The 22,482-nt window shown below is 36.3% G+C and carries 21 protein-coding genes; 7 read left to right on the top strand and 14 right to left on the bottom strand.

Annotated features, from left to right (window positions below; genetic code table 11):
- Nucleotides 1-189 precede the first annotated feature (189 nt).
- Nucleotides 190-1,152, top strand: a complete 963-nt coding sequence (locus CH361_RS15790; protein WP_100791767.1) for an alpha/beta hydrolase — start codon at nucleotides 190-192, stop codon at nucleotides 1,150-1,152.
- Nucleotides 1,153-1,218: 66 nt separating this feature from the next.
- Entirely contained in the window at nucleotides 1,219-2,262 is a 1,044-nt protein-coding gene (locus CH361_RS15795) for a hypothetical protein (protein ID WP_244279918.1), read from the top strand.
- Nucleotides 2,263-2,340: 78 nt separating this feature from the next.
- Here the strand turns inward: CH361_RS15795 and CH361_RS15800 are convergent, their stop codons facing one another.
- Nucleotides 2,341-2,619, bottom strand: coding sequence for a hypothetical protein (locus CH361_RS15800; RefSeq protein ID WP_100791768.1), 279 nt, complete (start codon nucleotides 2,617-2,619; stop codon nucleotides 2,341-2,343).
- 243 nt (nucleotides 2,620-2,862) lie between these two features.
- On the opposite strand from CH361_RS15800, the gene CH361_RS15805 reads away from it, so the two are divergent.
- Nucleotides 2,863-3,441: a DNA-3-methyladenine glycosylase I gene (locus CH361_RS15805; protein WP_100791769.1), complete on the top strand. Its 579-nt coding sequence runs from the start codon at nucleotides 2,863-2,865 to the stop codon at nucleotides 3,439-3,441.
- 63 nt (nucleotides 3,442-3,504) lie between these two features.
- On the opposite strand, the gene CH361_RS15810 is transcribed toward CH361_RS15805, so the two are convergent.
- From CH361_RS15810 to CH361_RS15830, 5 genes are all read right to left on the bottom strand, one after another.
- The gene (locus CH361_RS15810) at nucleotides 3,505-4,071 is read right to left on the bottom strand and encodes a TetR/AcrR family transcriptional regulator (protein ID WP_244279919.1); all 567 of its coding nucleotides are present in this window, start codon (nucleotides 4,069-4,071) and stop codon (nucleotides 3,505-3,507) included.
- 19 nt (nucleotides 4,072-4,090) lie between these two features.
- A complete protein-coding gene (locus CH361_RS15815; RefSeq protein WP_100791770.1) occupies nucleotides 4,091-7,153 on the bottom strand; it encodes an efflux RND transporter permease subunit in 3,063 nt (1,020 codons plus the stop codon).
- Nucleotides 7,150-8,721 (bottom strand): TolC family protein, encoded by a 1,572-nt coding sequence (locus CH361_RS15820; protein WP_100791771.1) that lies wholly within the window; start codon nucleotides 8,719-8,721, stop codon nucleotides 7,150-7,152. Before CH361_RS15820 ends, CH361_RS15815 begins: the two co-directional genes overlap by 4 nt.
- A 228-nt stretch (nucleotides 8,722-8,949) precedes the next feature.
- Nucleotides 8,950-9,333 carry a nuclear transport factor 2 family protein gene (locus CH361_RS15825; RefSeq protein WP_244279920.1) on the bottom strand — a complete coding sequence of 128 codons (384 nt, stop codon included), beginning with the start codon at nucleotides 9,331-9,333 and terminating at the stop codon, nucleotides 8,950-8,952.
- Between the two features lie 90 nt (nucleotides 9,334-9,423).
- Nucleotides 9,424-9,861, bottom strand: coding sequence for a MarR family winged helix-turn-helix transcriptional regulator (locus CH361_RS15830; RefSeq protein ID WP_100791772.1), 438 nt, complete (start codon nucleotides 9,859-9,861; stop codon nucleotides 9,424-9,426).
- Between the two features lie 176 nt (nucleotides 9,862-10,037).
- Between CH361_RS15830 and rnk the strand changes: the two genes are divergently transcribed.
- Nucleotides 10,038-10,454, top strand: a complete 417-nt coding sequence (gene rnk / locus CH361_RS15835) for a nucleoside diphosphate kinase regulator (protein ID WP_100791773.1) — start codon at nucleotides 10,038-10,040, stop codon at nucleotides 10,452-10,454.
- Nucleotides 10,455-10,633: 179 nt separating this feature from the next.
- On the opposite strand, the gene CH361_RS15840 is transcribed toward rnk, so the two are convergent.
- From CH361_RS15840 to CH361_RS15870, 7 genes are all read right to left on the bottom strand, one after another.
- Nucleotides 10,634-10,993, bottom strand: a complete 360-nt coding sequence (locus CH361_RS15840) for a cysteine rich repeat-containing protein (protein ID WP_100791774.1) — start codon at nucleotides 10,991-10,993, stop codon at nucleotides 10,634-10,636.
- A 308-nt stretch (nucleotides 10,994-11,301) separates the two neighbouring features.
- Complete coding sequence (locus tag CH361_RS15845; protein WP_100791775.1) at nucleotides 11,302-11,922, bottom strand: glycosyltransferase family protein; 621 nt, start codon at nucleotides 11,920-11,922, stop codon at nucleotides 11,302-11,304.
- Between the two features lie 57 nt (nucleotides 11,923-11,979).
- A complete protein-coding gene (locus CH361_RS15850) occupies nucleotides 11,980-12,741 on the bottom strand; it encodes an OmpA family protein (RefSeq protein ID WP_100791776.1) in 762 nt (253 codons plus the stop codon).
- A gap of 54 nt (nucleotides 12,742-12,795) precedes the next feature.
- A complete protein-coding gene (locus tag CH361_RS15855; RefSeq protein WP_100791817.1) occupies nucleotides 12,796-13,998 on the bottom strand; it encodes a hypothetical protein in 1,203 nt (400 codons plus the stop codon).
- A 5-nt stretch (nucleotides 13,999-14,003) separates the two neighbouring features.
- Complete coding sequence (locus CH361_RS15860; RefSeq protein ID WP_244279921.1) at nucleotides 14,004-16,886, bottom strand: Ig-like domain-containing protein; 2,883 nt, start codon at nucleotides 16,884-16,886, stop codon at nucleotides 14,004-14,006.
- Between the two features lie 319 nt (nucleotides 16,887-17,205).
- Nucleotides 17,206-18,387 carry a thiolase family protein gene (locus CH361_RS15865; protein WP_165782277.1) on the bottom strand — a complete coding sequence of 394 codons (1,182 nt, stop codon included), beginning with the start codon at nucleotides 18,385-18,387 and terminating at the stop codon, nucleotides 17,206-17,208.
- A 64-nt stretch (nucleotides 18,388-18,451) separates the two neighbouring features.
- The gene (locus CH361_RS15870; RefSeq protein WP_100791778.1) at nucleotides 18,452-18,922 is read right to left on the bottom strand and encodes a MarR family winged helix-turn-helix transcriptional regulator; all 471 of its coding nucleotides are present in this window, start codon (nucleotides 18,920-18,922) and stop codon (nucleotides 18,452-18,454) included.
- Nucleotides 18,923-19,198: 276 nt separating this feature from the next.
- Here CH361_RS15870 and CH361_RS15875 point away from each other — a divergent pair, with 276 nt between their 5' ends.
- Nucleotides 19,199-19,798, top strand: coding sequence for a hypothetical protein (locus CH361_RS15875; protein ID WP_125232075.1), 600 nt, complete (start codon nucleotides 19,199-19,201; stop codon nucleotides 19,796-19,798).
- Between the two features lie 62 nt (nucleotides 19,799-19,860).
- Here CH361_RS15875 and CH361_RS15880 read toward each other — a convergent pair whose 3' ends face one another.
- Nucleotides 19,861-20,097, bottom strand: a complete 237-nt coding sequence (locus CH361_RS15880; protein ID WP_100791780.1) for a hypothetical protein — start codon at nucleotides 20,095-20,097, stop codon at nucleotides 19,861-19,863.
- 343 nt (nucleotides 20,098-20,440) lie between these two features.
- Here CH361_RS15880 and CH361_RS15890 point away from each other — a divergent pair, with 343 nt between their 5' ends.
- On the top strand, nucleotides 20,441-20,833 hold the full coding sequence (locus CH361_RS15890) for an STAS/SEC14 domain-containing protein (RefSeq protein WP_100791782.1): 393 nt from the start codon (nucleotides 20,441-20,443) through the stop codon (nucleotides 20,831-20,833).
- Between the two features lie 9 nt (nucleotides 20,834-20,842).
- Nucleotides 20,843-22,108 carry a methyl-accepting chemotaxis protein gene (locus CH361_RS15895; RefSeq protein WP_100791783.1) on the top strand — a complete coding sequence of 422 codons (1,266 nt, stop codon included), beginning with the start codon at nucleotides 20,843-20,845 and terminating at the stop codon, nucleotides 22,106-22,108.
- Nucleotides 22,109-22,482: the final 374 nt, after the last annotated feature.

A 22,482-nucleotide genomic window follows, 5' to 3' on the forward strand; every position in this document is an offset into this window, starting at 1 on the left:
GGCCAGTCCTACAGATTTCATCATCTCAAACAGAATCGATTTAGAGAAATTCTATTTAATTAATTTCTGTTACAATTTGGTTACGAAAAAGACAAAGCAGAGATTGGAAATCCTCATCAGAAAAACCAGATCAGAATTTATTTTCAAATTTCATTTACGCTAAAATCGAATTTTGAATAAGTTTATCTCATGAGGAAAACAACACAGACTCCCAAAACAAAAAAATACAAGGAAGAAACTATCGTAACAGATGGCATTCAAATCCGTGTAGGAATTTGGCCTGGAAATAAACAAACCATAGTTTGTTTGCATGGATTGTCGGGTAATTTGTATTCCATGAAACCTCTGGCAGAACAACTAAATCGTTTGGGTTATAAAGTTTTATCCTATGACTTACGAGGCAGAGGGAAATCAGAGAAACCAAACTCTGGATATGGGTTTCAAAACCATATCAAAGATTTAAAAGGAATCATTGCTCACTATAAAATCAAAAATCCTATTTTTTTCGCACACTCTTTCGGTTGTATGATTGCATTACGTTATGCGATTCTTTACCCTGAAGTTGCAAAAGCAATGATCTTGATGGATGGCGGAGGACTCCTCTCTCTTCCCAAAAGAATCCAAGTATTAAAAGTATTAAAACAATCATTTGAAAGACTGGACGTGATTTATCCAGAAGTATCGGAATATTTAAAATTAATCAAAAATTCTCCTCTTGTACCCAGATGGTCCAAAGAAATCGAAGAATACTTCCGACTGGAATTACATAAAACAGATAGTGGTTATGTTTGCCATATGCCCGGTTTCGTAATGGAAGAAGAATTAAAAGAGATGGGAGGTTCTATGAATTTTTCTAATATAATAAAATATTTCTTCCAAGATCCCAAAAGAGTAATTTCTAAAATCAAGGAAAATAAGTTTCTAGAGTTTGAAAAAATTAAATCACCTACTCTTATCCTTCGTGCCACAGAAATGAATTTGTTTCCTAATGATGATCTATTGCCCAAAACTTCCTTTAATACTATGTTAAAAAGTATTCCCAATTCCCAGGGTAAAGAAATCAAAACAAATCACTATGGAATTCTTTTTGATAAAATCAAAGATAGAGACGATACCATTCAAAACTTTTTGCAGGAATTAAAGAAAATATAAAGAAACTTAAGCCATTTTAAAAATTTAGTTGATTTGAATTAACAATGATTACACTTTGCACGAGTTATGAATTTCCGGAACTTGTTATTGTTTTTCCTTCTCGGAGTTTGTCCATTAATCTCACAAGAAAGGCCACCGGAAATCCTTAGTTCCCAAGAGGCAACTAAAGATCCTTACACATTCACTCTCAAAAAGAAAGACGGTCCCAAATTTTTGACCATTTATCCAGGTCTTCAGATTACAACTTACAACACAACAATGACAACGCCTTATGGCAGTACGGCGAGTATGACAAACGATACATCGATAGGTAAAAATCTCAGGTTTTTCTTTGATCTAAAATCACCGGAATGGCAAGTCAGCGAATACGTTGGATTCTTTTTGTTTAATCGAAATGGCAAATTCGAACAAACCAGCCAAGTATTAAAAAGAAACGAATTTGCTGCTTCTCAGGAAGGAGATAATTCTAGCAGTAACTACACTTCAAATATTGGCACAGAAACAAAAGGATCTTATTCAATGTTTTTACCAGTAATGTATATTGGTGAAAAAGGATCAGATAAATTTCGTATTGGATTTGGATACGGAATCTCTCAAGTAAACATCAAAGGTACAAGCGATTTTAATAACGGACAAGCACTTCAAAATAATAGCCTAATATTTTTAAATGGAGGTCCAACATTAGATAGTAAAATTGATATGATCGGAAGATATTCCCTCCTAAGTACAGGAAATATTGATCGAGATCCATACCGTGCTTATCTTCTCGGCAACTTATCAACAGGAAACAATCTTGAAATGCTTGGACTCTATTCTGCTCTCCAAGGTGAAATAACACCAAAATCGTTAGATCCCATTTCTATTTATATGTTCAATTCACTTACCAACGGACAATTAAATCCATTAGAACTTTACGCTTTAAGCACGCTACTCAAAGGCCGAGTGAATACTTCCTCGAAGTATGCACAATCTTATTACTTTTTTTGGGAAGTACCATTTGGTCCTATCAATTGGCGGGTTGGCGTAGGTTTTATCGATTACAAACAAAACAATTTTGATGTCCAACTAAGAAACTTTGAAACAGCGATATATGTTCCAATCGATTTATAAACAACAAAATTGATATGGTTTATGATATTAGAAAAAATCGGGAATTTCCATAAACGAAATCCCCGATTTCTGTAAAACCTAAGGATGGCCTTTTCCTTTACATTTTCCTCCCTTTACGGTCGAATCCCAATAACAATCCGGGTTTTTTAAACACTTATTGCTATCCGGTTTTTTGGTGCAAAGTTTGTGCACTTTATCCTCCACCTTATCAGGGTTTAGTGCAGGTTCATTTTCGGCAGATTCCACTTTACCTTGCATCTGACAGGAAAGATCATTTTCCTCACACTCTTCTGCAAACATGGGAGATAGGGAAAACAGAAAAACCAAAAGCAACTTTAAAATTAAAAATCGATTCATATCCGCTCCTTAAACTTTCCCAATTTCATAGAGAGTAAGTATACCAAAGGATAAAACTTTAAATCAATAAATTTTTTACTCCATTTCCTAAACATACTCATGAAGTGGTGATAAAAATCCGCAGAGGAATATAGATTACAATTGCGTTGACTCCTTCCGTACAATTCCTAAGTTATGGTAAGACCCAAAACCAATTGTTTTCTCAATGAATCTTTTTGGTTTGTCTAAGGGATCGCGAAGGGAATGAAAACTCATACTGAATCAGAACGTTGTTCCTGGTGTTTGAAATTTGACCAATACATAAAGTACCATGATGAAGAATGGGGAGTTCCTGTGCATGATGATAGAACTCATTTTGAATTTTTAATTTTAGAAGGAGCGCAGGCGGGTTTGAGTTGGGCAACCATTCTAAAGAAACGAGAAGGTTATAGAAAGGTATTTGCAAATTTCGATCCAGTGAAAGTAGCCAAGTTCACAGATCAAAAATTAGAAAAGATTCTCCTGGATCCATCAATCATTAGAAACCGCCTAAAAGTTTTTGCCACTGTGAATAATGCAAAAAGATTTTTGGAAATCCAAAAGGAATTTGGTTCTTTTGACAAATACATTTGGAGTTTTGTAAATTACAAACCAATCAAAATTCGAAGGAAAAGTTTAAAGGATGTTCCAGCGACAACCAAAGAATCAGATGCTTTGAGCAAAGATATGATCAAACGTGGATTCAAATTCGTGGGAAGTACGGTCATCTATGCACATATGCAAGCTTGCGGACTTGTCAATGACCATATAGAAAGTTGTTTTCGATACCAAGAGCTAAGCTAAAGATACCAAACATTGATTGGTTAAAAAAAATTTTATTTAACCAATCAAAAAAATTTACTGAAATTATCTCTTCAATACCCCATAGAAAATCACATTCACTACTTCCAATTGAAACTCATGGATATTCAAAGGGACTGTAATGGAATCTTTGTTATTCAGAATCATTTCGATCGAAGAAAGAAACAAATGAACAGCAACTTCGGGCATAAATCCATCCCGAAGTTCTCCTTTTAGCTTTGCCATTTGGAATATTTTTCCAATCGATTCAGGAATTTCTTTTTGTCTTCGTTTTTTAAATTGCTCCATCTTATGGGGGAACATTTCTGAAATTTCTCGAATAAACAAATCCTGCATCATATATGGGGATTCCTCCACTAACGACCGATGCATTTTAGAAAATTTTTGGACAGCTGTCAGAGTTTCATCATTTGCAATCTCCGAAATTACATTTCGAATCTTATCTTGTTTATATTCCATATAAACTTCCATAAGATCTTGTTTATTAGAATAATATTTATATAAGGTTTTTCGACTGATCTTTAATGAACTGGCAATCTCCTCCATTTTAGTTTTTGAATACCCATATTTAAAAAATAATTCTTCAACTTTCTCTAATATTCTAATTTGCACAGGATCCAAATTTAGTTCCTCACTTCTTTTTTTTACTAAAAGATTCAATCAAACGAGTAATGTATTGGTATACAGCCGGAATCACATACAAAGTCAAAATCGTTGATGAAATCAACCCACCAATGACAGTGATTCCCATACTTGTCCTTTGTTTCGAAGCTTCATTAAGCCCAATCGCAACTGGTAACATACCAGCGATGAGTGCAATCGATGTCATAAGAATGGGTCTTAACCTCGCTCTACCAGCCTCAATCAAAGCAGTCCGAGTATCTACTCCAGTATTTTGTAGGTCTTTTGCAAAATCAATGAGAAGAATCGAGTTTTTTGTGGCCAATCCGAAAAGTAAGATCATTCCAATATTAGCGAATATATCCATGGATTTTCCGGTTAAAAACAAACCGTAAAATGCTCCTGTCATTGCCAGTGGAATGACTACTAAAATGGAGATGGGAATGATAAAACTCTCATAAAGAGAAGCAAGAACCAGATAAATAAACACAACCCCTAACCCTAAAGCGATGGCCATGTTTTTACCAGTGGATTCTAAATTTTCCGTTTGCCCACTATAAGATATTTTGATTCCATCAGGTAAAGGAAGGTCTTCCTTTAATATCCTTTGTAATTCGCTCATAACATACCCGGATCCCCTTCCATTCGGATCTGTATCGGCAGAAATCTCAACAGAACGATTTCGATTCTGTCTTTGAATGGTGGCAGGGCCTGTTGTGGAAATACCAGAGGATACATAGGAAAGTGGAACCATATAACCGTTGATATTTGGGACAAACACCTCATGAAAATTCTTTTGAATGTTTCGTTGATCCTCTAACATCCTCACTCGAATGTCATATTCAAAACTTTTCTCTCTGAAAACGGCAGGTGTATCCCCTTCCACATTGGTTCGAAGTTCTCTCCCTAAGGCTTGAGGGTTGACTCCAAGTTTTACAATTTGATCACCCTTCGGAAGAATTTTAAATTCCGGAGCTCCTTCACGCAAACTGATATCCGGATCCGTTAAGTCAGGAATTTTTTTAATTTTTTCGAAGACTAGTTTGCTATAAGTTTCGAGTTCTTCTGCTTCATTTCCTGTAATGACAAAAGAAAAAGATCTTTGCCCACCACCAATCGCATCAAAGTTTTTTACGATTGGTTTTGCATACACATAAGGGGATAATTCCTTTCGAATATACTCTTTGAATTGAGGGGTATTCACTTTTCTTTGTTTTGCAGGAACCAGTTCCACATAGATGTCTATTTTATTTTGTTTGATATAACCTGCAGTCAGTTGGACTTCTTTTTTAGATCGAATCAACTGATTTACCTCTTCATTGAGCCTTTTGGTAGCTTCCACACTCGAACCCGGTGGCAACTCAAAAGTAACTGTAAATTGACCTAAATCTTGTGTTGGAATAAACTCCGATTTCAATGTTTTTGAAACAAAGATACTACTTACAAATATAAACACCGCCACAGATACAACAAAGAGTGGATGTTTTGTTGAAATCTCCAAAGACTTCACATATACATTTGTTAGTTTTTCTTGAAATTTATCAAAAGCATGTAATGGAACAGATAAGAACTTTTCTATCTTCCCTGGTTCTTTCGGATGGTGTTCTCCACCAAAATAAGCAGACATCATTGGTGCAATGGTTAATGCATCATACAAAGAAATCAATAATGCAAAACATACAGTGAGTCCAAAAGGTCGCAAAATCTGACCAATCACACCATCAATAAATGCAATCGGACCAAATACCGCAAGGATCGCAAACGTGGTGGCAAGAACCGCAAGTGTTACTTCCTTCGTTCCCTCGAGAGCGGCTTGTTTGCTATCCTTACCCATTTCTTTGTGTCTATGAATGTTTTCTCTCACAACAATCGCATCATCAATGAGAAGACCAACAGCTAGAGACAAAGCAAGTAGAGTCATTTGGTTGATGGTAAACCCAGCAAGCCCCATAAGAATGAAGGAACCAAGTAAAGAAGTAGGTAAAGCGAGTCCCGTAATTAAAGTAGAACGAACACTGCCTAAGAAAAACAGAACAACAATGACCGTCAGTGCGATCCCAATGTAAATGGATTCTTCCACATCCCAAACATTATCCTTAACAACCTTAGAAGAATCGTTATAATAATCAAATTTTACATTCGGAAATTCTTTTTTAAGAACATCGATTCGTTTTTTTACAGATTCTGCCACCTCAACCGAGTTAGATCCTGATTGTTTGTATACGAGTAAAAATAACGCTGGTTTCCCATTCCAATAAGCAAGGGAGGTTACATCCTCCGAACCAACAACGACTCTTCCCACATCTGATAACTGGATCGGAATCTCATTATTTAAGAAGTTGATGGGAACGTTGCGTATTTCATCAAAACTACGGTATTCGTTGATGGTCCGAAATGATAAATCAGAGTTTTCTCCTCGAACTTTCCCGGCAGGAATATTAGCACCACCTGCGGCAACTTTTTGTGAGACCTGTGAAGCCGAAATATTTCTCGATTTTAATTTGTTTCGATCCAACTCCACCCAAATCTCTTTTTTCCGACCTCCAACGATATCTACAGAACCAACATTCGAAACAGAAATTAACCTTTGTTTAATTGTCTCAGAGGCAAAATCATAAAATTCATTGTCTTCTAATTCTGACTGAAGAGAAATACTTAAGATTGGTTGGTCCGCAGGATCCAATCGTTTGATAATAGGCTCTTCAACTTCTGCAGGAAGTTTTTTCTTAGCAAAGGAGACCTTATCTCTTACCTGTTGTTCCGCTTCTCGAATCACTGTATCAGATGTAAACTCTGCAACGATCACAACCGAACCTTCGTTACAGATAGATCTTACTTTTTTTAATCCCGAAATGGTAGATAGTTCATCTTCGATTGGTTTTGCTACCAATGTTTCGATTTCACTCGGAGCTGCACCAGGGTAAGTTGCGTTGACAGAGATCATAGGAATACTCATGTCTGGAAAGTTTTCCACGCCGAGTTTGCTAAAACTAACAAGCCCCACCACCACAATCAATATCACCGTACAGGCGATAAATACCGGTCTTTGTATTGATAATTTTGCTAAATTCATTGGTTTTCCTCTGTGTTTAGTAATGCTAGCTGTTCAGGATCAATAGAATATTTTTCAAAAAATGTCCCTTTTGAAATTTCATACTGAACAATTGAAATATTGTAAGTAACCAATGTTTGCGAATAATTAGATTGAGATCTAACATAAGCGTCCATTGCATTTCTTAGAATCAGAGATGTTCCTCTTCCGTTTCTAAAAGCGGACAAGGCCTTATCATAAAACAGTTTACTTTCCCCTTTATTTTTCTTTGCTTCTAAAAAAAGTTCGTAACTGACTGTCAAATTTTCTCTTTTGGAAAGTAAGTCGGCTCTTACCTTATTTTGTGTTTCTGTCCATTCTAATTGAGCTTGTCTTTTATCTGCTTCCGCTTTTTTATATTCTGCTTCTGCAATTTCATTTCCCAATGGATATTCCATTTTAAACTCAGCGGTGTTTTGGTTGAATCTTCCGCCAAGGATTCCATAAAAATCTTGAGGAAATTGTTGGTCATAATTTTTAAAATTATAAGTTCCTCCCACTGAAAACTTTGGCAACAAACCGTTGTCTGCTGACTTCAAATTATCTTCAGAATTCTTTAATTGCAACTGAGCCGCACGAACATCATACCGTTTCTCAAGTGCTACCAAAACTTCCTCTTCATAATCACTAGTTACTTCTATTTTTTCTTCATTGAGAACCGGCAAAAATGAAAAACTTTCTTCAGGTTCTTTTCCTAACGAAGCCAACAAGTCCCTTCTATTTTTATTTCGTTCTAATTCAGAATTTTTAACAGCACTCGTTGCAGAAAGAACGATGGAATTCCATTGGTGAATATCTCCAGTAGCATCAAATCCAAAGTTTGCTTTTTTAGAATAAATATCTCGGATTAACTTTGCATTTCCAAGTAAAGAGTTATTGGTTTCTAAAACTTCTTCGGACAAACTCAAATTCCAAAATTCGATCAATGAGTTTACTAAACTTTTGGACAAAGAATCAAGAGTATTCAATCTTTGAATGGATGATGAACGTCTAGCAGACGCTAACTTCAAACGATCTTGGTATCCAAAAAAGTTCTTCAAAAGATCCTGACTGATACTAATTCCAACCGTAGCAAAATGATAAGAAGGTTGGGCAAAACTCGAGAATCCAGCGGAACTCTGTGTTTTACCAGCATTCGTTTCAAACCGATTGTCCATGACAGAAACTCCGAGCGAAGTCCCCGTAGTGAACTTTTTATTAATTCCCGCCTGTAGCGTGTTATCTGTAATTTTTGTTCCTTGGATGGCATATTGTGGAAGGTTGAAGTTTGTTGTGTTCTTCGCTGTCCCTTTTGCCTCCGCTGTCCAGGCATAAGCACCGTTGGCTTTCTCCCAATCGTAATTGGTCGTTTTAAGCTGCAGCTTCAATGTCTGTAGACTGACTTGGTTTTCCCAGGCCATCCTAAGGATGTCATCCATGCGCATGGCATTACTTTTGGCCGGCTCCTTGGCCGAAAGTGACCCAAAAGTGGCGAAAAAGGCGAAGGCCATCACCAAAATGGGGAGCGAAGGAGACGATGATTGGTTGTCGATCATTTGCTTTGGAAACATATTTTGTATCCTTTGTTTCTTTAGGAAACAAATACAGTTTCTTATGTTTCCGCGTAAACAAAAAAATACTTTTTTTGAATGAATCTAAAAACTGAGAACTTATCCGAAGAAATTTAGAGAAATTGTAGGAAAATTTACTGAGTTTGGAATGAATGGAAGGTTTCTTCCACCCAAGGGCTGGTTGGTCACTCCCTCTAATAATACCCTTGGTTTCGTTTTGAATTCGATTTATTTCTTTTCGGCAACCACTACGGCTTTAATGATTTTCCACGCGCCCTGATCCAAGTAGAAAGTATAGATGGATCGGAATTTCATAACCGGGCTCTCCAAATCCGCTTTTACAAATCCGAACGAATCTAAAAAATCAATCGAATGGATCGAAACCGATCTTTCCACCCCACCAATTTTTCCTTCCTTCAAAGACTCAAGGTATTTTGTTTTATTGGAACTGAATACAGAAGCACTTCCCTTGATGGAAACACTATCGGTGTAATCGGTATGAAATCCCGACTCTACTTCTTCAATTTTCCTTTCATCAATCTTCTTCATAAGAGAAATAAAGTCTCTCTTCAAAGATTCCTCATCCGTTTCTAACTTAGTTTGGTTTATCATTATTTTCTCCTTAAACTTATAAATCCCAACCATTATTTAAATTCTTTAAACAAAATAATGTTGCTATAGCAACATTAAGTGCAAAAAAAATCAACCCATCGACTCTTCATAAATTTGATCGATGATCCTCTTGAATGTTTTAAAATCGTGAGCGGAAAGCTTTTTAAACATTCTTTTTCGTTCCTCTATTACGGCCGAAACCATCACTTGATAGATCTCGGAACCTTTCTTTGTAGGATACACTTGATGTTTCCTTCCATCCTCTGGATCCGATTGAATTTTGATCCAACCTTTTTCTTCCATATTTCTAAGGGCCCGGGCCATGGAAGGTCTATCATCAAAATCTCGACCCAAATCCGATTGACTACAACCGGGTTGTTTGATCAAACGAACGAGAACAAACCACTGCTCTGGAAATAGATCCAATCCATTCGCTGATGCCAACCTCATAAACTGACGTCTTAAAGACCGAACCGTTCGGTAAATCAAATACGCATAAGAATTTTCCAGGTCAAAAGAATCGGGCATATTGTTGCTATGGCAACAATATAACGTAGGTTTTCTTTGTAAAGAAATTAAAAATCAGATTTATGCAAAATCAAAATGAATTTGTAGTTAATGTGACAGATAAAACAATCTTCTTGACGAAAAAAGCATCTTTAATATAGTCTAAGGTTTTTGCTTAGAAATTACAGGAGTATGAAATGAATACTAAAAACAAAATATATATGACTCATTTTGACTATAATCGATTAAAATCATTGGTTTTAGACTACAAAAAGAGAAATATCATAAATAATAACATCAAAGACTTATTAGGTGAAATAGAAAGAGCTCAAAAAGTGGATTCCCACCTAATTCCACCTAACTATGTTACAATGAATTCCGTGATTGAACTAAAAAATCTTGAAGAATTAGAGTTTCAAGAATTTCGTTTGGTATTTCCGGAAGAAGCCAATACTGACGAAAACAAAATTTCCGTGCTGGCACCTATCGGAACGGCAGTTTTAGGTTATAAAACTGGAGATGTCATCCAATGGAAAATTCCTGGTGGCGAAAACCAATTTCAAATTACAAACATCAAATACCAGCCAGAAGCAAACGGAGATTACCACCTATGATCTCTGTCAAAAAAAGGTAACATTTGAATCTAATCACAAGAAGGAAAACCTTCTAGTGTGCGTTCCCAATTGATACGAATTAAAAAATCTTAAAAAATACTGGGCCGGGCTCCTTCGGGGTCCGCGTTCGCTCCCGTCTGTCTTTCGACAGACCAAGCCCTACGTATCCCTAACGCCTGTCATGTTTCGTTTAAGACAACCTTACATTGATTTGAAATTTTTGTTTCATTTTCAAAAAGACATTTTAAGATTCGGCCACCGCCAGGAATGATCCAACGACAATATTCACTCACATCGTCTTTACAGAATCCTTGTGATTTAGCTTTCATTGATTCGGAAAGCGAACTCTCTGCCGATTCACAGGCTGGCGAGAGATTTTTTCCACGTTCTTTCAAACATTGTAAAATCCTGGCTTTGGTTGGTTTTACACCTTGGCAATAGGTTGCAATCTCTGGCTGGCAAATTTCATAAATAGGTTTTGTCTCTGCCAATAAGCCAATATTAAAACAAAAAATAAGAATGAATAACAATCGTTTCATATTCAAATTAGTCCTTTTTTACCTAGAATGGTTTCTCGAAAGTTAATACAACAAGCATTTTCGTATCTGCAAATCAGTAAAACCGCTCCATTATATTGCAAAAATGTCGCCGCCATTGTTCAAAAATTGTTTCTTTTTCTAGATCCCACCCATTTGAGGGGACAGTTACACGAATAAAACAGACGTGCCCAACAGATCGAGTGACCTTAACTTTCACCGTTGCCGGAACTTATGGTCTTCGAATATTTACAGCTACTAGCAGCTTAGAATCAGTAACAGACTTAAATAGTATTTTTGTGGAATAACTTCTATTTTTGGTATAAAGAAAATAATAACGACGACGGTAGATGAAGGAAATATCCAAACTTTAATATTAAATTGATAAACGACTGTTTAAGGATTCCATTTTTAATGTACCGATGAGTAGAAGTTATGGCCGGATACGGAAGTAGGACCGGCCATAAAATTTTTCTAAACTTCAAACTTAGTTCCGTATCTTCGAATATTGCTTCGATCTTCAAATCTGAATGCCAAAGCCTCCGATCAAAAAAAACACAATGGTCAAGGTAAACAATTCCCTTCCATTTTGTACGAATAAAGTTAGAATACCATGAGATAAAACGGAGTAGAGAATGACTTTGGTCAAATTGATGAATAAACCCACCCCAAATCATTTTTCTATCTAATTCACAACTTATTTTGATTAGGCGGTCAATAGCTTTAGTAGGTAGCTTTGTCCTTGGATGATGAAAAAGGACTATTTCTCCTTTAGACTTATGGAATCCAATATTTAATCTCTCCGCACGAGTGAATGCTTCTTTTCTATCAATTGTGATGATTTCTATTTGCGGATGGTTATGAAAGGCCAAAAGAGAGTTTTGAAAAAGAACGTTTTCTCCAGTATCTGTAGGAATGATAATGCTCAACATCTTCGTTTGTATTGATTCTATAATGAGAAAATCAATACAAACTGGAAAAGCAAAAAATCACTCTTTTATTAGATAGATTTGAATTGTTGATGGGGTGTCCCCAACTAATTCTTTGATACTTCCGCTGGTTTCGCGATCAGATATAAATGTACGAATTCGATTTTCATCGATTGCTTCTTTACTGAATACCTGTTTGACTTCATCAAAACGTCGTTTTACTAGACGAACCTGGTAGGCCAAATCACCGGTAGTTTGCGATTTACCAACCAACACAACTTTAAAAGATTCTTCCGATTTTAAAATGTCTCGAGACAATGAGACGAGTTTTGACTTAGATTCCTCTGTAATTTTATAATCATCAGGAATAAACGAAACCATTTGGATTGGACTTGTTTGCCCTTCCGATCTCCAATAAGCTAACTTAGAAGAAGATGTGTCTGAAATTGGCTCTCTTTTGATGGACTCCAAAACTACCGACTTAGGACAATAAACTTTAATTTCAGTAGAAGAATTAAAGGATAATAGGAAACCTAAAGTGGTCACAACAATATCCCAAGGTTTTGCATAAGATTTAGATTCCAATACAAACTGGTCAGCATGACTGGAATCAGAATCTAAAACATGAGTATAAATTGGTAACAAGAAGAGTACACGGTAAGTCCGTTCTTCTGATTTCATCTCACAGCCATTTGTCGGACTTATGGGTAGGTGACGTTTCTTTTCTAAAGGAATTCCTAAAGAATTACAAGACACGGTCAAAAAACCAATCAGAAGAATAAGAATGATACTATTTTTAAAATTTTCTTTTTGAAAAACCATAACGCTTATATATTAATATTTCTTCAGCCGCAAAAGGAAACCGTTTTATGAACTTTATTCTTTGCTTACCCCAAATTTAGGTAAAAAATAACCAATATGCCTTCCCCCAGCAGGATTTGGTTGGTTTGGTCCAGGTGTTGGAAGTGTCCAAGAATCCAAATACTTCCCGTTTGTTGCTATAAAATCTGCATTGAGATAATAGTTCTGAAAGTCATTTGGATTGTGATCAAATTTAATAAAATCAATAGGAGAGAATTTAGCGGAAGTAAGTCCTGGTTCTGTTTGGTAAACAAAATGATTACCTGTATACATATCTAGAATCAATGACTCTCTGTTCCCTTCCGGTAATACCAAAACAATTAAACCGTCTTCATTGTATCGGTCCATCGTGTATTCATCATCAAGGTATTCAAAATCCAAACGATCTGTAAAAGGCGCTGTTAATAAATCCCAAAAAGGATTGTTTATTGGATCTGCCAATTCTTGGGTTTCCGTTCCTGCATTCCTGTGGACTCGAGGAGTGACGGTAGCATTATTTCTTAAACTTAGATATCCGGTAGTTTCTGAAATATCGTAATTAATTGAATTTACTTTTTTAATACTATTGTCAAAAGGATAGGCATTTAAAATATTTCGTTTTCCGTACTGCGGATCGGCCTTTCCTATCTCCGATTCATTCCACATTACATAGGAGATGTATTTGTTATGGGAATTTGCCAATTTAGAATCATCTAACTCACATTTAATGGAGCCGATTCTGATACCAATCCGATCGTATTTTCCTTCTTTCCAAGCAAAGGGACTAATATTCCCAGACCCACTGACGCCGTAAAAAGCCTCTCCTGAATCTAATGGATAGCTGACTTTCATGCGTCCGCCGTTTTGATTATCAATCCAATCACCATCATAAACGACAGCAGATGCATTGGAAATCCTCTCTTTACCTGGTGCAACAGATCCTTTTTCCCACAATAAAATGGAATAAAGATTCAATCTTGCATTTTTACATCCAACAGAATGATTTAGTTTTCCATCACTTAAAAAGCGAGCTGGGAGAGAATTACTCCCAATCGACTTAATATTTTTTAGCGAAGATTGAGAACTGGCCGTATCGACAATCCGAAAGGTTATATTTCTTTGTGATAGTAAATACAAACCAAGAAACAATTCATCCGAAAGATCATTCTTTTTAGTTGGGCTACAAGAAACCGCGACTACAGAAAGTAAGGATACTAGTAAAGTTGTTCTAATTTGCATATGTTTTACTCCACGCATTCGTCTGATATTGGATTTAACAATTTTTGATTTGTACGGATGGTCAGGTTGTCATTGAAAATAAACTCCTGGTTATCGACATCGAAAAATTTTCCTCTTACTTTCCAAGGATCAGAAATTTCCAATTGATACACTGCGCTGGGCGAGTAATCACATCGAGTGATGTTCAAAGGCCCACCATAGTTTGGACAATAGTAACTCGTCGAGGTCACAATCTTTCCATCTTGGATAGCAGCGTTCGTCCATTGGATGTCAAAAAAACCCTTTTTAATATTAGCATTGTATTTATAAACCGCCGCCTTTCGATTTAAAGTTCCTTTTTCAAATTGAACACGGATATCTTTCGTTGCATAAGTCATCGCAACATCAGGAACTGTGCAATAAACAGGTACAGAATCATAAACTGAAATTTGCTGGGGAATTAAGATACATAGATATCCATAAGGAATGACAGCAGAGAGATTCAAACAAGCCCTAAAATCGGGGTTCTCAATTCTACGCTCTACTGTTCTCCAACTGCAAATAGAACTAGTTTGGCGCTCATATCTATAGAGTTCTGGTATTCTTAAATTAAGTTTTAAGTAAGCTGGTGGGTTCGAATTTACATTATCAAAATCAATCAATCTTGAAAAATTAACGTCTAACTTGGCATTATTCGGACAATTCACAAGATTCACGCTATTTATTTTGGGGAGTGAAGGAGTCAGCTTGTCAGCAGTCGTAAAGAAGCGAGACACTGTTGTTATAACAGAGGCAATCCCATCTATGTTGCGGATCCCTGACGGTATAGTATACTCGTATTCCTTATCACTCAATACCTGGTCTGGAGTCAAATGGTAAATCGCTTCACCGATTACAGGATCGTAAGATGTCAAAATTACGTATTGTATTCCTCCATCAGAAAGATTTTCCAAGCGAAGAGGATTGAATTCGAGAGAGTTCCGATCCATAACATCATTGAATTTTATTTTAATGTTAATGCCACTGAAATAAAAAACATCTCTCTCATGATCAGGAGAAACTGAAGTTACTTGTGGAGGAGTTACATCAGCCGTTCTAAACAGATGTAATTTTCCCGTTGTCATCGCATTACCGAAACTATCCTGAATTCCAGGCAAAATTTCTAATTCGTATTCGGTTTTTTCTATAAGTAAATTTGAGGGAATCTGTACATTCACTCTACGGTTTGTATCATCGTAATCAACAGAGTTAATCGCAATGATGGAACCTGATAATTTTGCTCGTAAGATAAATTTATTTTGGGCACTTGACGCATTCAATGCTTCACTAAAGTCTATGCGAAAACTTGTAATGGATGGATCCACTCGTTCCCCTTCAGGTAAGATTAAACGTATGTAAGGTGCTTCCGTATCTTGAGTAATCAGAAAAAACTGCTTGGTTAATACAGCTAACAAATTGCCAGATGTATCTTTTGCTTCCGAAGAAGAAACCAAGAGATATGCGGAATCACTCCGCAATGGTTTTGAAGGATTGAAGGTAAAATTTGCTGTTTTTTGGTCTGGACTTAGAGAAGCGAAGATGATTTCTGGATCACCATACCCCACTAGTCCAAATCCTTTTATCGTAGCTGGATCCATCGGTTCACTAAAATGTATCTTGAACTCTGTGATGTTTGGGTTAACATCTTGTCCTTCTGGCTCAATCGAAGTTACCATTGGTGAAATGATATCCACTGTATGGAAAGATGTTACCAACCTATACCCATTTTCTAAATTGCCGATTTCATCAGTAACCCCATTAACATACAAAGCGTAATTGGCATCAGAATCGAGGGTGAATTCGTTTTTATAAGTAACAATTTTTCTATCTAAGGAAATCGATACAAATTTTAAGGGAGCATAGAGATTTTGATCTCTTGAAATAAAACCGGAATGAATGACCGTTAGTTCGTTTACGGGCTCATTAAAGGTAACTGTAAAAAAATTCCCTGGTTGCAATGGAAGCACGTTTGTATTAGGAGTTCCTGAAACAATTTGCGGTGCCGTAGTATCATTGTTATTCGTTGGATCATAAGGATATGAATCGATGATATTCGCAGCACCATCTTGATCAAAATCATCTAGAGGAAAAGCAAGTCGAAGAGGATCCGTCCCTGGGGCATATTCTACTTTAACAATATTTAAGAATGGTAGAAACGTTCGAGAAAATAAGGAATAAAACCTGTTTCTATTGCTAAGTTGGTTTATATCATCCAAATAGTTACGAAACTGAATTGCTGCCATGCGAATGGCGGCTGAATCGGTAATGACTCTAGCTACAATCATTTCAATATTTACATGGAGTGCTGCGTAAATCGAAAAATGGCTTAGTTCTGTGGAGAGTTTTCCTGCAATGGCATCGACACTTGTTTTCTGTTGTTCCCATTCTTTCGTTACTGGGTTATAATAGTAAATTTGCGTGAGTTCGTTTTGAATTTGAGATTGAACTGCCTTTGAATCATATTTGGTAGTCAGAGTCACTGGCTTTGCGAATGTGGTTCCTTCTGGTTCTAATACTAGCTTAGAAGCAACCGGAGTCATTCCAGGAATATCTGTTCCTTTCATCTCTTCAACCCGCATCGTAACAACTAAATCTTGAGACAATGCATCTTTCGGGATATTCAAGGAAAATGCTTGGTTTTCAATGGTGCCACCATTTTTACCGATGGTTTTCGAAACAGATCCGTTCCCAGCAAAGAAAACAGAAGCCAGCAAAAATTGATTTCTAATCTGCAAAGCTTCCTGGGCTTTATTCGATTGGAAAAGTTTAAAATTTCCTTCTCCATCCATTAATGCGGCACAGGATGAAAATAAAATAGATATTAGAATTAGAACAAAGCTAACGCATAACCTTTTAAAGAAATGTTCCATTTTCGACTCCAAATTTTTAGCATATAATTTTTGTTAATTGTGCGATTTTGTATTGGGAAATAGATAAAACAATCTAAAAATTGATTAGAGAATTAAATTTTTATAAAATACCGTTAAAAACGTTTTGAACTGGATTCAAAAACACTTTTAACGTTTTGCATTCAAATTACAGCGATCAATGAGTAGTGACTCACAAATTTTTTTAGGGAAATCGTAACTACGATTGAAATATAGTTTAACAATAGCTACATGATACTCGCATTTTTTCCCAGTGGGTATGGGGGTCTTATGGCAACCCAACCCCCAAACCTAGGTGAATTTAATCGGGTCGATTTTCTAAAACCATAGCAATCCCCTGCCCTCCACCGATACATAGAGAGGCCACACCATATTTTAAATTCTTCCTCTTTAATTCATAAGCAAGAGTTAATACCACACGGGCTCCGCTGGCTCCTAGTGGATGTCCAATAGCAATGGCTCCTCCATTTACATTTGTTTTTTGGGGATCTAAGTTGAGCTCTCGCATAACGGCTAATGTTTGAGCTGCATAAGCTTCATTGATTTCAAAACGATCTACTTCTTCAAACTTAACTCCCGCATTTTGTAAAGCCTTTGGAATTGCAAATACAGGACCAAGACCCATCATTTTGGGATCGCAACCAACGTTCGCATATCCGATAATTTTAGCCAAAGGTTTTATTTTGTTCTCCTCTGACCATTTTGTAGAAGCAATCAATAAAGACGCCGCTCCATCATTGATACCAGATGAATTCCCAGCAGTGACAGATCCCTCTTTTAAGAATGCTGTTGGAAGTTTTTGCAGTTGATCAACACAAGAGATCCCTCTGATCTGTTCATCTCTTTGGATCAAGGCCGCATTTTTACCTTTACTCGCAACTGGAATCATTTCTTCAGAAAAAATTCCAGTTTCACTAGCCTTTTCTGCCCTAACTTGAGAGATGCCAGCCCAATCATCTTGCTCCGACCTTGATATTTTGAAATGATTAGCGATGTTTTCTGCTGTCATTCCCATTGTGAGGTCCGCATAACAATCAGTAAGACTTTGGGCCAAACTATCTTCCGCAACTGTATCCCCATATTTATTTCCCCAACGGGCATTCTTTAATACAAACGGTGCATTACTCATCGATTCTGTTCCACCAACAAGCATCAGGTTATTTTCTTTTGAAAGAATCTTACGAGATCCAATGATTATACTTTCCATCCCAGATCCACATAGACGATTCACCGTAAGCGCACTAGAACTTTCTTTAAGGCCAGACTTGAGTCCAATATGCCTTGCGAGATACGCCGAATCCTTGTCATCCTGAATCACATTGCCATAAATCGATTCTTCGATTTCGCCTGGATCCAATCCTAATTTACGAATCGTTTCTTTTGCCGTAATGACCCCTAACTCTGAAGAACTATAATCTTTAAGTCCTCCACCAAATTTCCCAAAAGGAGTTCTCACTCCATCCAAGATTACTACCATTTGCAGCTCCTACCAAAGTGTATATACACTATATATTCAAAAAATTTGTTCTTTTATCCGCATCATCCATTTACGTTTCAAATTTATCATCTATTTGTAAGACGGGAAGATTTCCCAATTCGTTAAGAATTTTTAACGTTTGTTTGAATTCTGATTTTCCAAGACTATCGATAATTGTTTTTTGCGTCTGTTTCCAAAGCGCAACTGCCTTCACCAACGCGACTTCCCCTTTTTTGGTAAGCGAAACACTGCGTACATTACCAATTTCTTTTTTTTCTATTTTGACCAAACCATCTCGATTCAAAATATCCAAACTTCTCTGCAAAGTTGTTCGATCGATATCGGTCAGGCGTGCCAAATCGGTAATACTCGGGTCTTTTTCATACGCAACAGCAACGAGAAGGGTAAATTGAGTGATCCGAAGCCCTGAAGGTTTTAATAGTAAATCATAATAACTAGTAACCAACCGACTCGTTCTTCTGAGACTTAAATTTAAACAGGAAGATCCAATATCCTTCAAGTCTTTGTGGGAAAGTTCCATTACCAGTATCCTATAATGGACACTACAGTGTATATGCAATATACGGTCAACATTTTGTTTAACCACAAATTATCCTAAATTTCAAAACATAACCGGCAAAATTCCCTAATCGAATCAGAAGGATTACTAACCATTTACCATAAATCCAATCTATACAAACGACCAAACTGCACGATAGATAGCTAATTACAAACATTCTAAAACATTAATATTTATTCAGTCTAACCAATAAATATCTAGACTTTTTGGTATATCATAATTGTTTGTTACAAACAAATGCCAAGATACAGACTGCTAACAATTGTTTTCTGCTTTTCTAGTTTTATCACTTGCCAATCGACAGGAAATTATCTTACTAACAGAAGTTTGGATCTTGTCGATTCTTTTACCCTCGGAGTGGAAACAAACCACTATGGTGCCGGCTTTTGGGTTTGGTGTTTGGGCGGTGGAGTGCAAATCAACCAAAACGCAAAAGGTGCTGGGATTCGTAATGGGCAATTCGGCTTGTACAAAGCTGGCGGAGTGGATGATATAGGAATTTTTGGTGGTTCTAATAATAGAACGTTTACGAATCAAATGGGAAATTCATTTCTCATTCTCAATTCCAACCAACATAGACCCGTCTACCCTGACCTCAAGAGAAACCGTCAAAAGTCTTATGATGCCTCCAACGTATTAATGTTAGTTTTCTTTACAGATAAAAAACAGAGCTCCGGGAAAAAACATTGTAACCAACCAGTAAGTGTAGAAGTCTCCTTTGGATTGTATTTGGGAATACGGGCCGGATTTAATTTTAGCGAGTTTTCAGACTTTTTATTAGGTTTTAGTACTTATGATTTTATGGAAGATGATATTTTTAAATCGGATGAAGAATGAATTGAATTACATACGATAAGGTTTTATTTACAAAAATCTTATCCTCATCTATACTTCACCTTCTACTTCCCCAACCTTCTTTTCACCTCTTCCAAAATTTCCAAATAAACCGTAGCCCCTAATTGGTATTCGATATCTGATTTTCCAGCTCCATTCAAAATTTCTTCAAACTTCCAATCATATCGATTGGGATCTTTGCCTGTATCAAACCAATCTTTGAAAATTACGGATTCGTTTTCTATAAAAGCTTCTACTAGGTGGTAAGGTTCCGAATTTTTCCAATATCGCCTTTCTGTCATAAAACTTTTATCTCCTGAAATGAAGGAATTCTGCTACTATGGTGAATCCCTGTTTCTCCCTAGTATTTAAAAAAATAAAGACAACCTACGTATAGCGTATTTACAAATTGTTTTTGGATTGGGTAAACTTGAATTCCCAAGAAACATAACCTGGCATGGTTCGTAATCTAATAAAGTTCAATATGGATTTTAGTTTTAAAACGTAGACCAATCCGAAAGAAAGTACGCTATGTCCCACTTGTTCTCTAACTACAAAATGAAAAAAAGTAAACCTATAGAATAGAATTCCCTTGCAATTTTCGTCTCTAAAAATACCAATCACCTCAACGAAGGATAAATCCGAATGATCATATTTCAATGCCCGACCGCCGTAACAGAATACTTAGAAGATAAAAAGATCGTTGTTCTTACTCAAACTGGGAAAAACACTGGGGCCGATTTAAAAGACAGCTTAAACAAAGGTGTTGATGCACTCATCCAGAACAAAGCAGTTAAGTGGTTGTCTGACAACAGGAATATGGGTACTCATACAGCGGAAGATGTGGAATGGCTAAACAACGACTGGACTCCAAGAGCCATCAAAGCTGGTTGGAAAAAATGGGCCCTAGTCCAACCTCAATCAGCTCTATCCGCTATGTCTGAGAAAAACTTAGTCGATTTTTTTGCTACAAACGGAATCGAAGTAAAGATATTTGAATCACCGGAAGAAGGATACCAATGGTTGGACTCAGTATAAACTCCACCAATGAAACGTAGCAAAACAACTCAATACGTAGTTTTATCACTATCTCTCATCACAATTCAACTTGGATCTTTGGTATACCAACTCGTTGGTGTCACTGATAAAAGTTGGATTATGATTTTCTTCTCACTTGCGGGACTTTTTTTTTCTTTTGCCCTAGTCGCTTTTGCTTTGTTGCAGATACAAAATTACAAAAAACAATTTGTGATCATTAAACATACGATATCTAATGCGATCAAAGGCGATTTAAATGTTGAACCGACTATCAAAGCAAACTTAAAAAAACGTAACGAAGTTGACTCAATCCTCCATTCTTTATTTGAATTATTACATATTTTCCAAGATATTATCACACTCTTAAAAGATGCTACATCCGGGTTATCTTCTTCCGTAGATAATGCAAAGTTAGCTGATGATTCTTTTCATTCTAGTTTAAATAGACAAAAGGAATATTCAGAAAATTTAGATTTAACCGTCCGCAAAATGACGGAAAATATGACAAATATCGAGAATGCATCAACGAACAATTACTCTACATTGATTCATGTTTCCGAAAGTATCAAACTTCTTTCCGAACATATCAATGAATCGGAAAAAAATAGTAACCTTTCCAAAAGTTTAACCTTCGGGATCTCTGAAAAAATCCAGAAAGGGAATAAAGCCATGGAAGAGATGGCGAATGTAATTGAAAACATTGCAACCAGTTCTGGAAAAATCGAAGGAATGGTTACCGTAATCAAAGAAATTTCGGAACGAGTCAACCTATTGGCATTGAATGCCTCTATTGAAGCCGCAAGAGCTGGGGAATATGGTAGTGGGTTTGCCGTTGTTGCGCAAGAAGTCTCGAAACTTGCGACTCAAACATCCAATAGCATCAAAGAAATTGATAGCAATGTCAAAAGAAACAAAGAAGAAGTAACACTCAATCGCCAAAAAATTAGTGAAACCAACCTCCTCTATAAAGAAATCATCGGAGAGGTAAAACAAATTTTTGAGAAGATCGATTTCATTTCAGAATCTGCAACAAATCAAATGCAAATCAAAAACAAGTTGCTACTAGAGTCCGAGCAACTCTCAAGAATGTTGGCAGAGATTAAAGAAAACATAACAGACCAGAACAATTCACAAAAACTAATTTCTGATGTTGCTTACGCAATGGACTCAAGCGTAGATGCTACTTTTTCGGAAGGAGAAAATCTATCCAAACTATTAGCCAAAATCAAATCAACCACGAATGATATAGGTGGAGTGATTTTACTATTTAAATAAAAAAGTAAACATCAGTTATACAAATTATTATTTAAGAAATGGACCTAACCACACTGCCCTAAATCTTAAATTTTAAGGTTTCATTGATAAGCTTTTCTATTGAATTGTATCGCCAGAAGAAAAGTAATACAATTATATAGATAATAGTTCTCGTATAATATTCCCTTTATGCTTATTTACCTATAATCCACAATATACGAAAAAAATAATTTTAAACCGAAAGCCCATCTTCGCGCATCACCGAACTTTGTTCGTATAACCGATTTTAAATTTATTGCATTGTTCTGAAAAAAAAATACTTTTTATTTATTTTTCCTCCTACGAGATCCAATTCAAAGTAAAAACAAACACGATTATCATAAAATTTAGTACAA

This window comes from Leptospira brenneri, assembly GCF_002812125.1.
GTDB classification, from domain to species: domain Bacteria; phylum Spirochaetota; class Leptospiria; order Leptospirales; family Leptospiraceae; genus Leptospira_A; species Leptospira_A brenneri.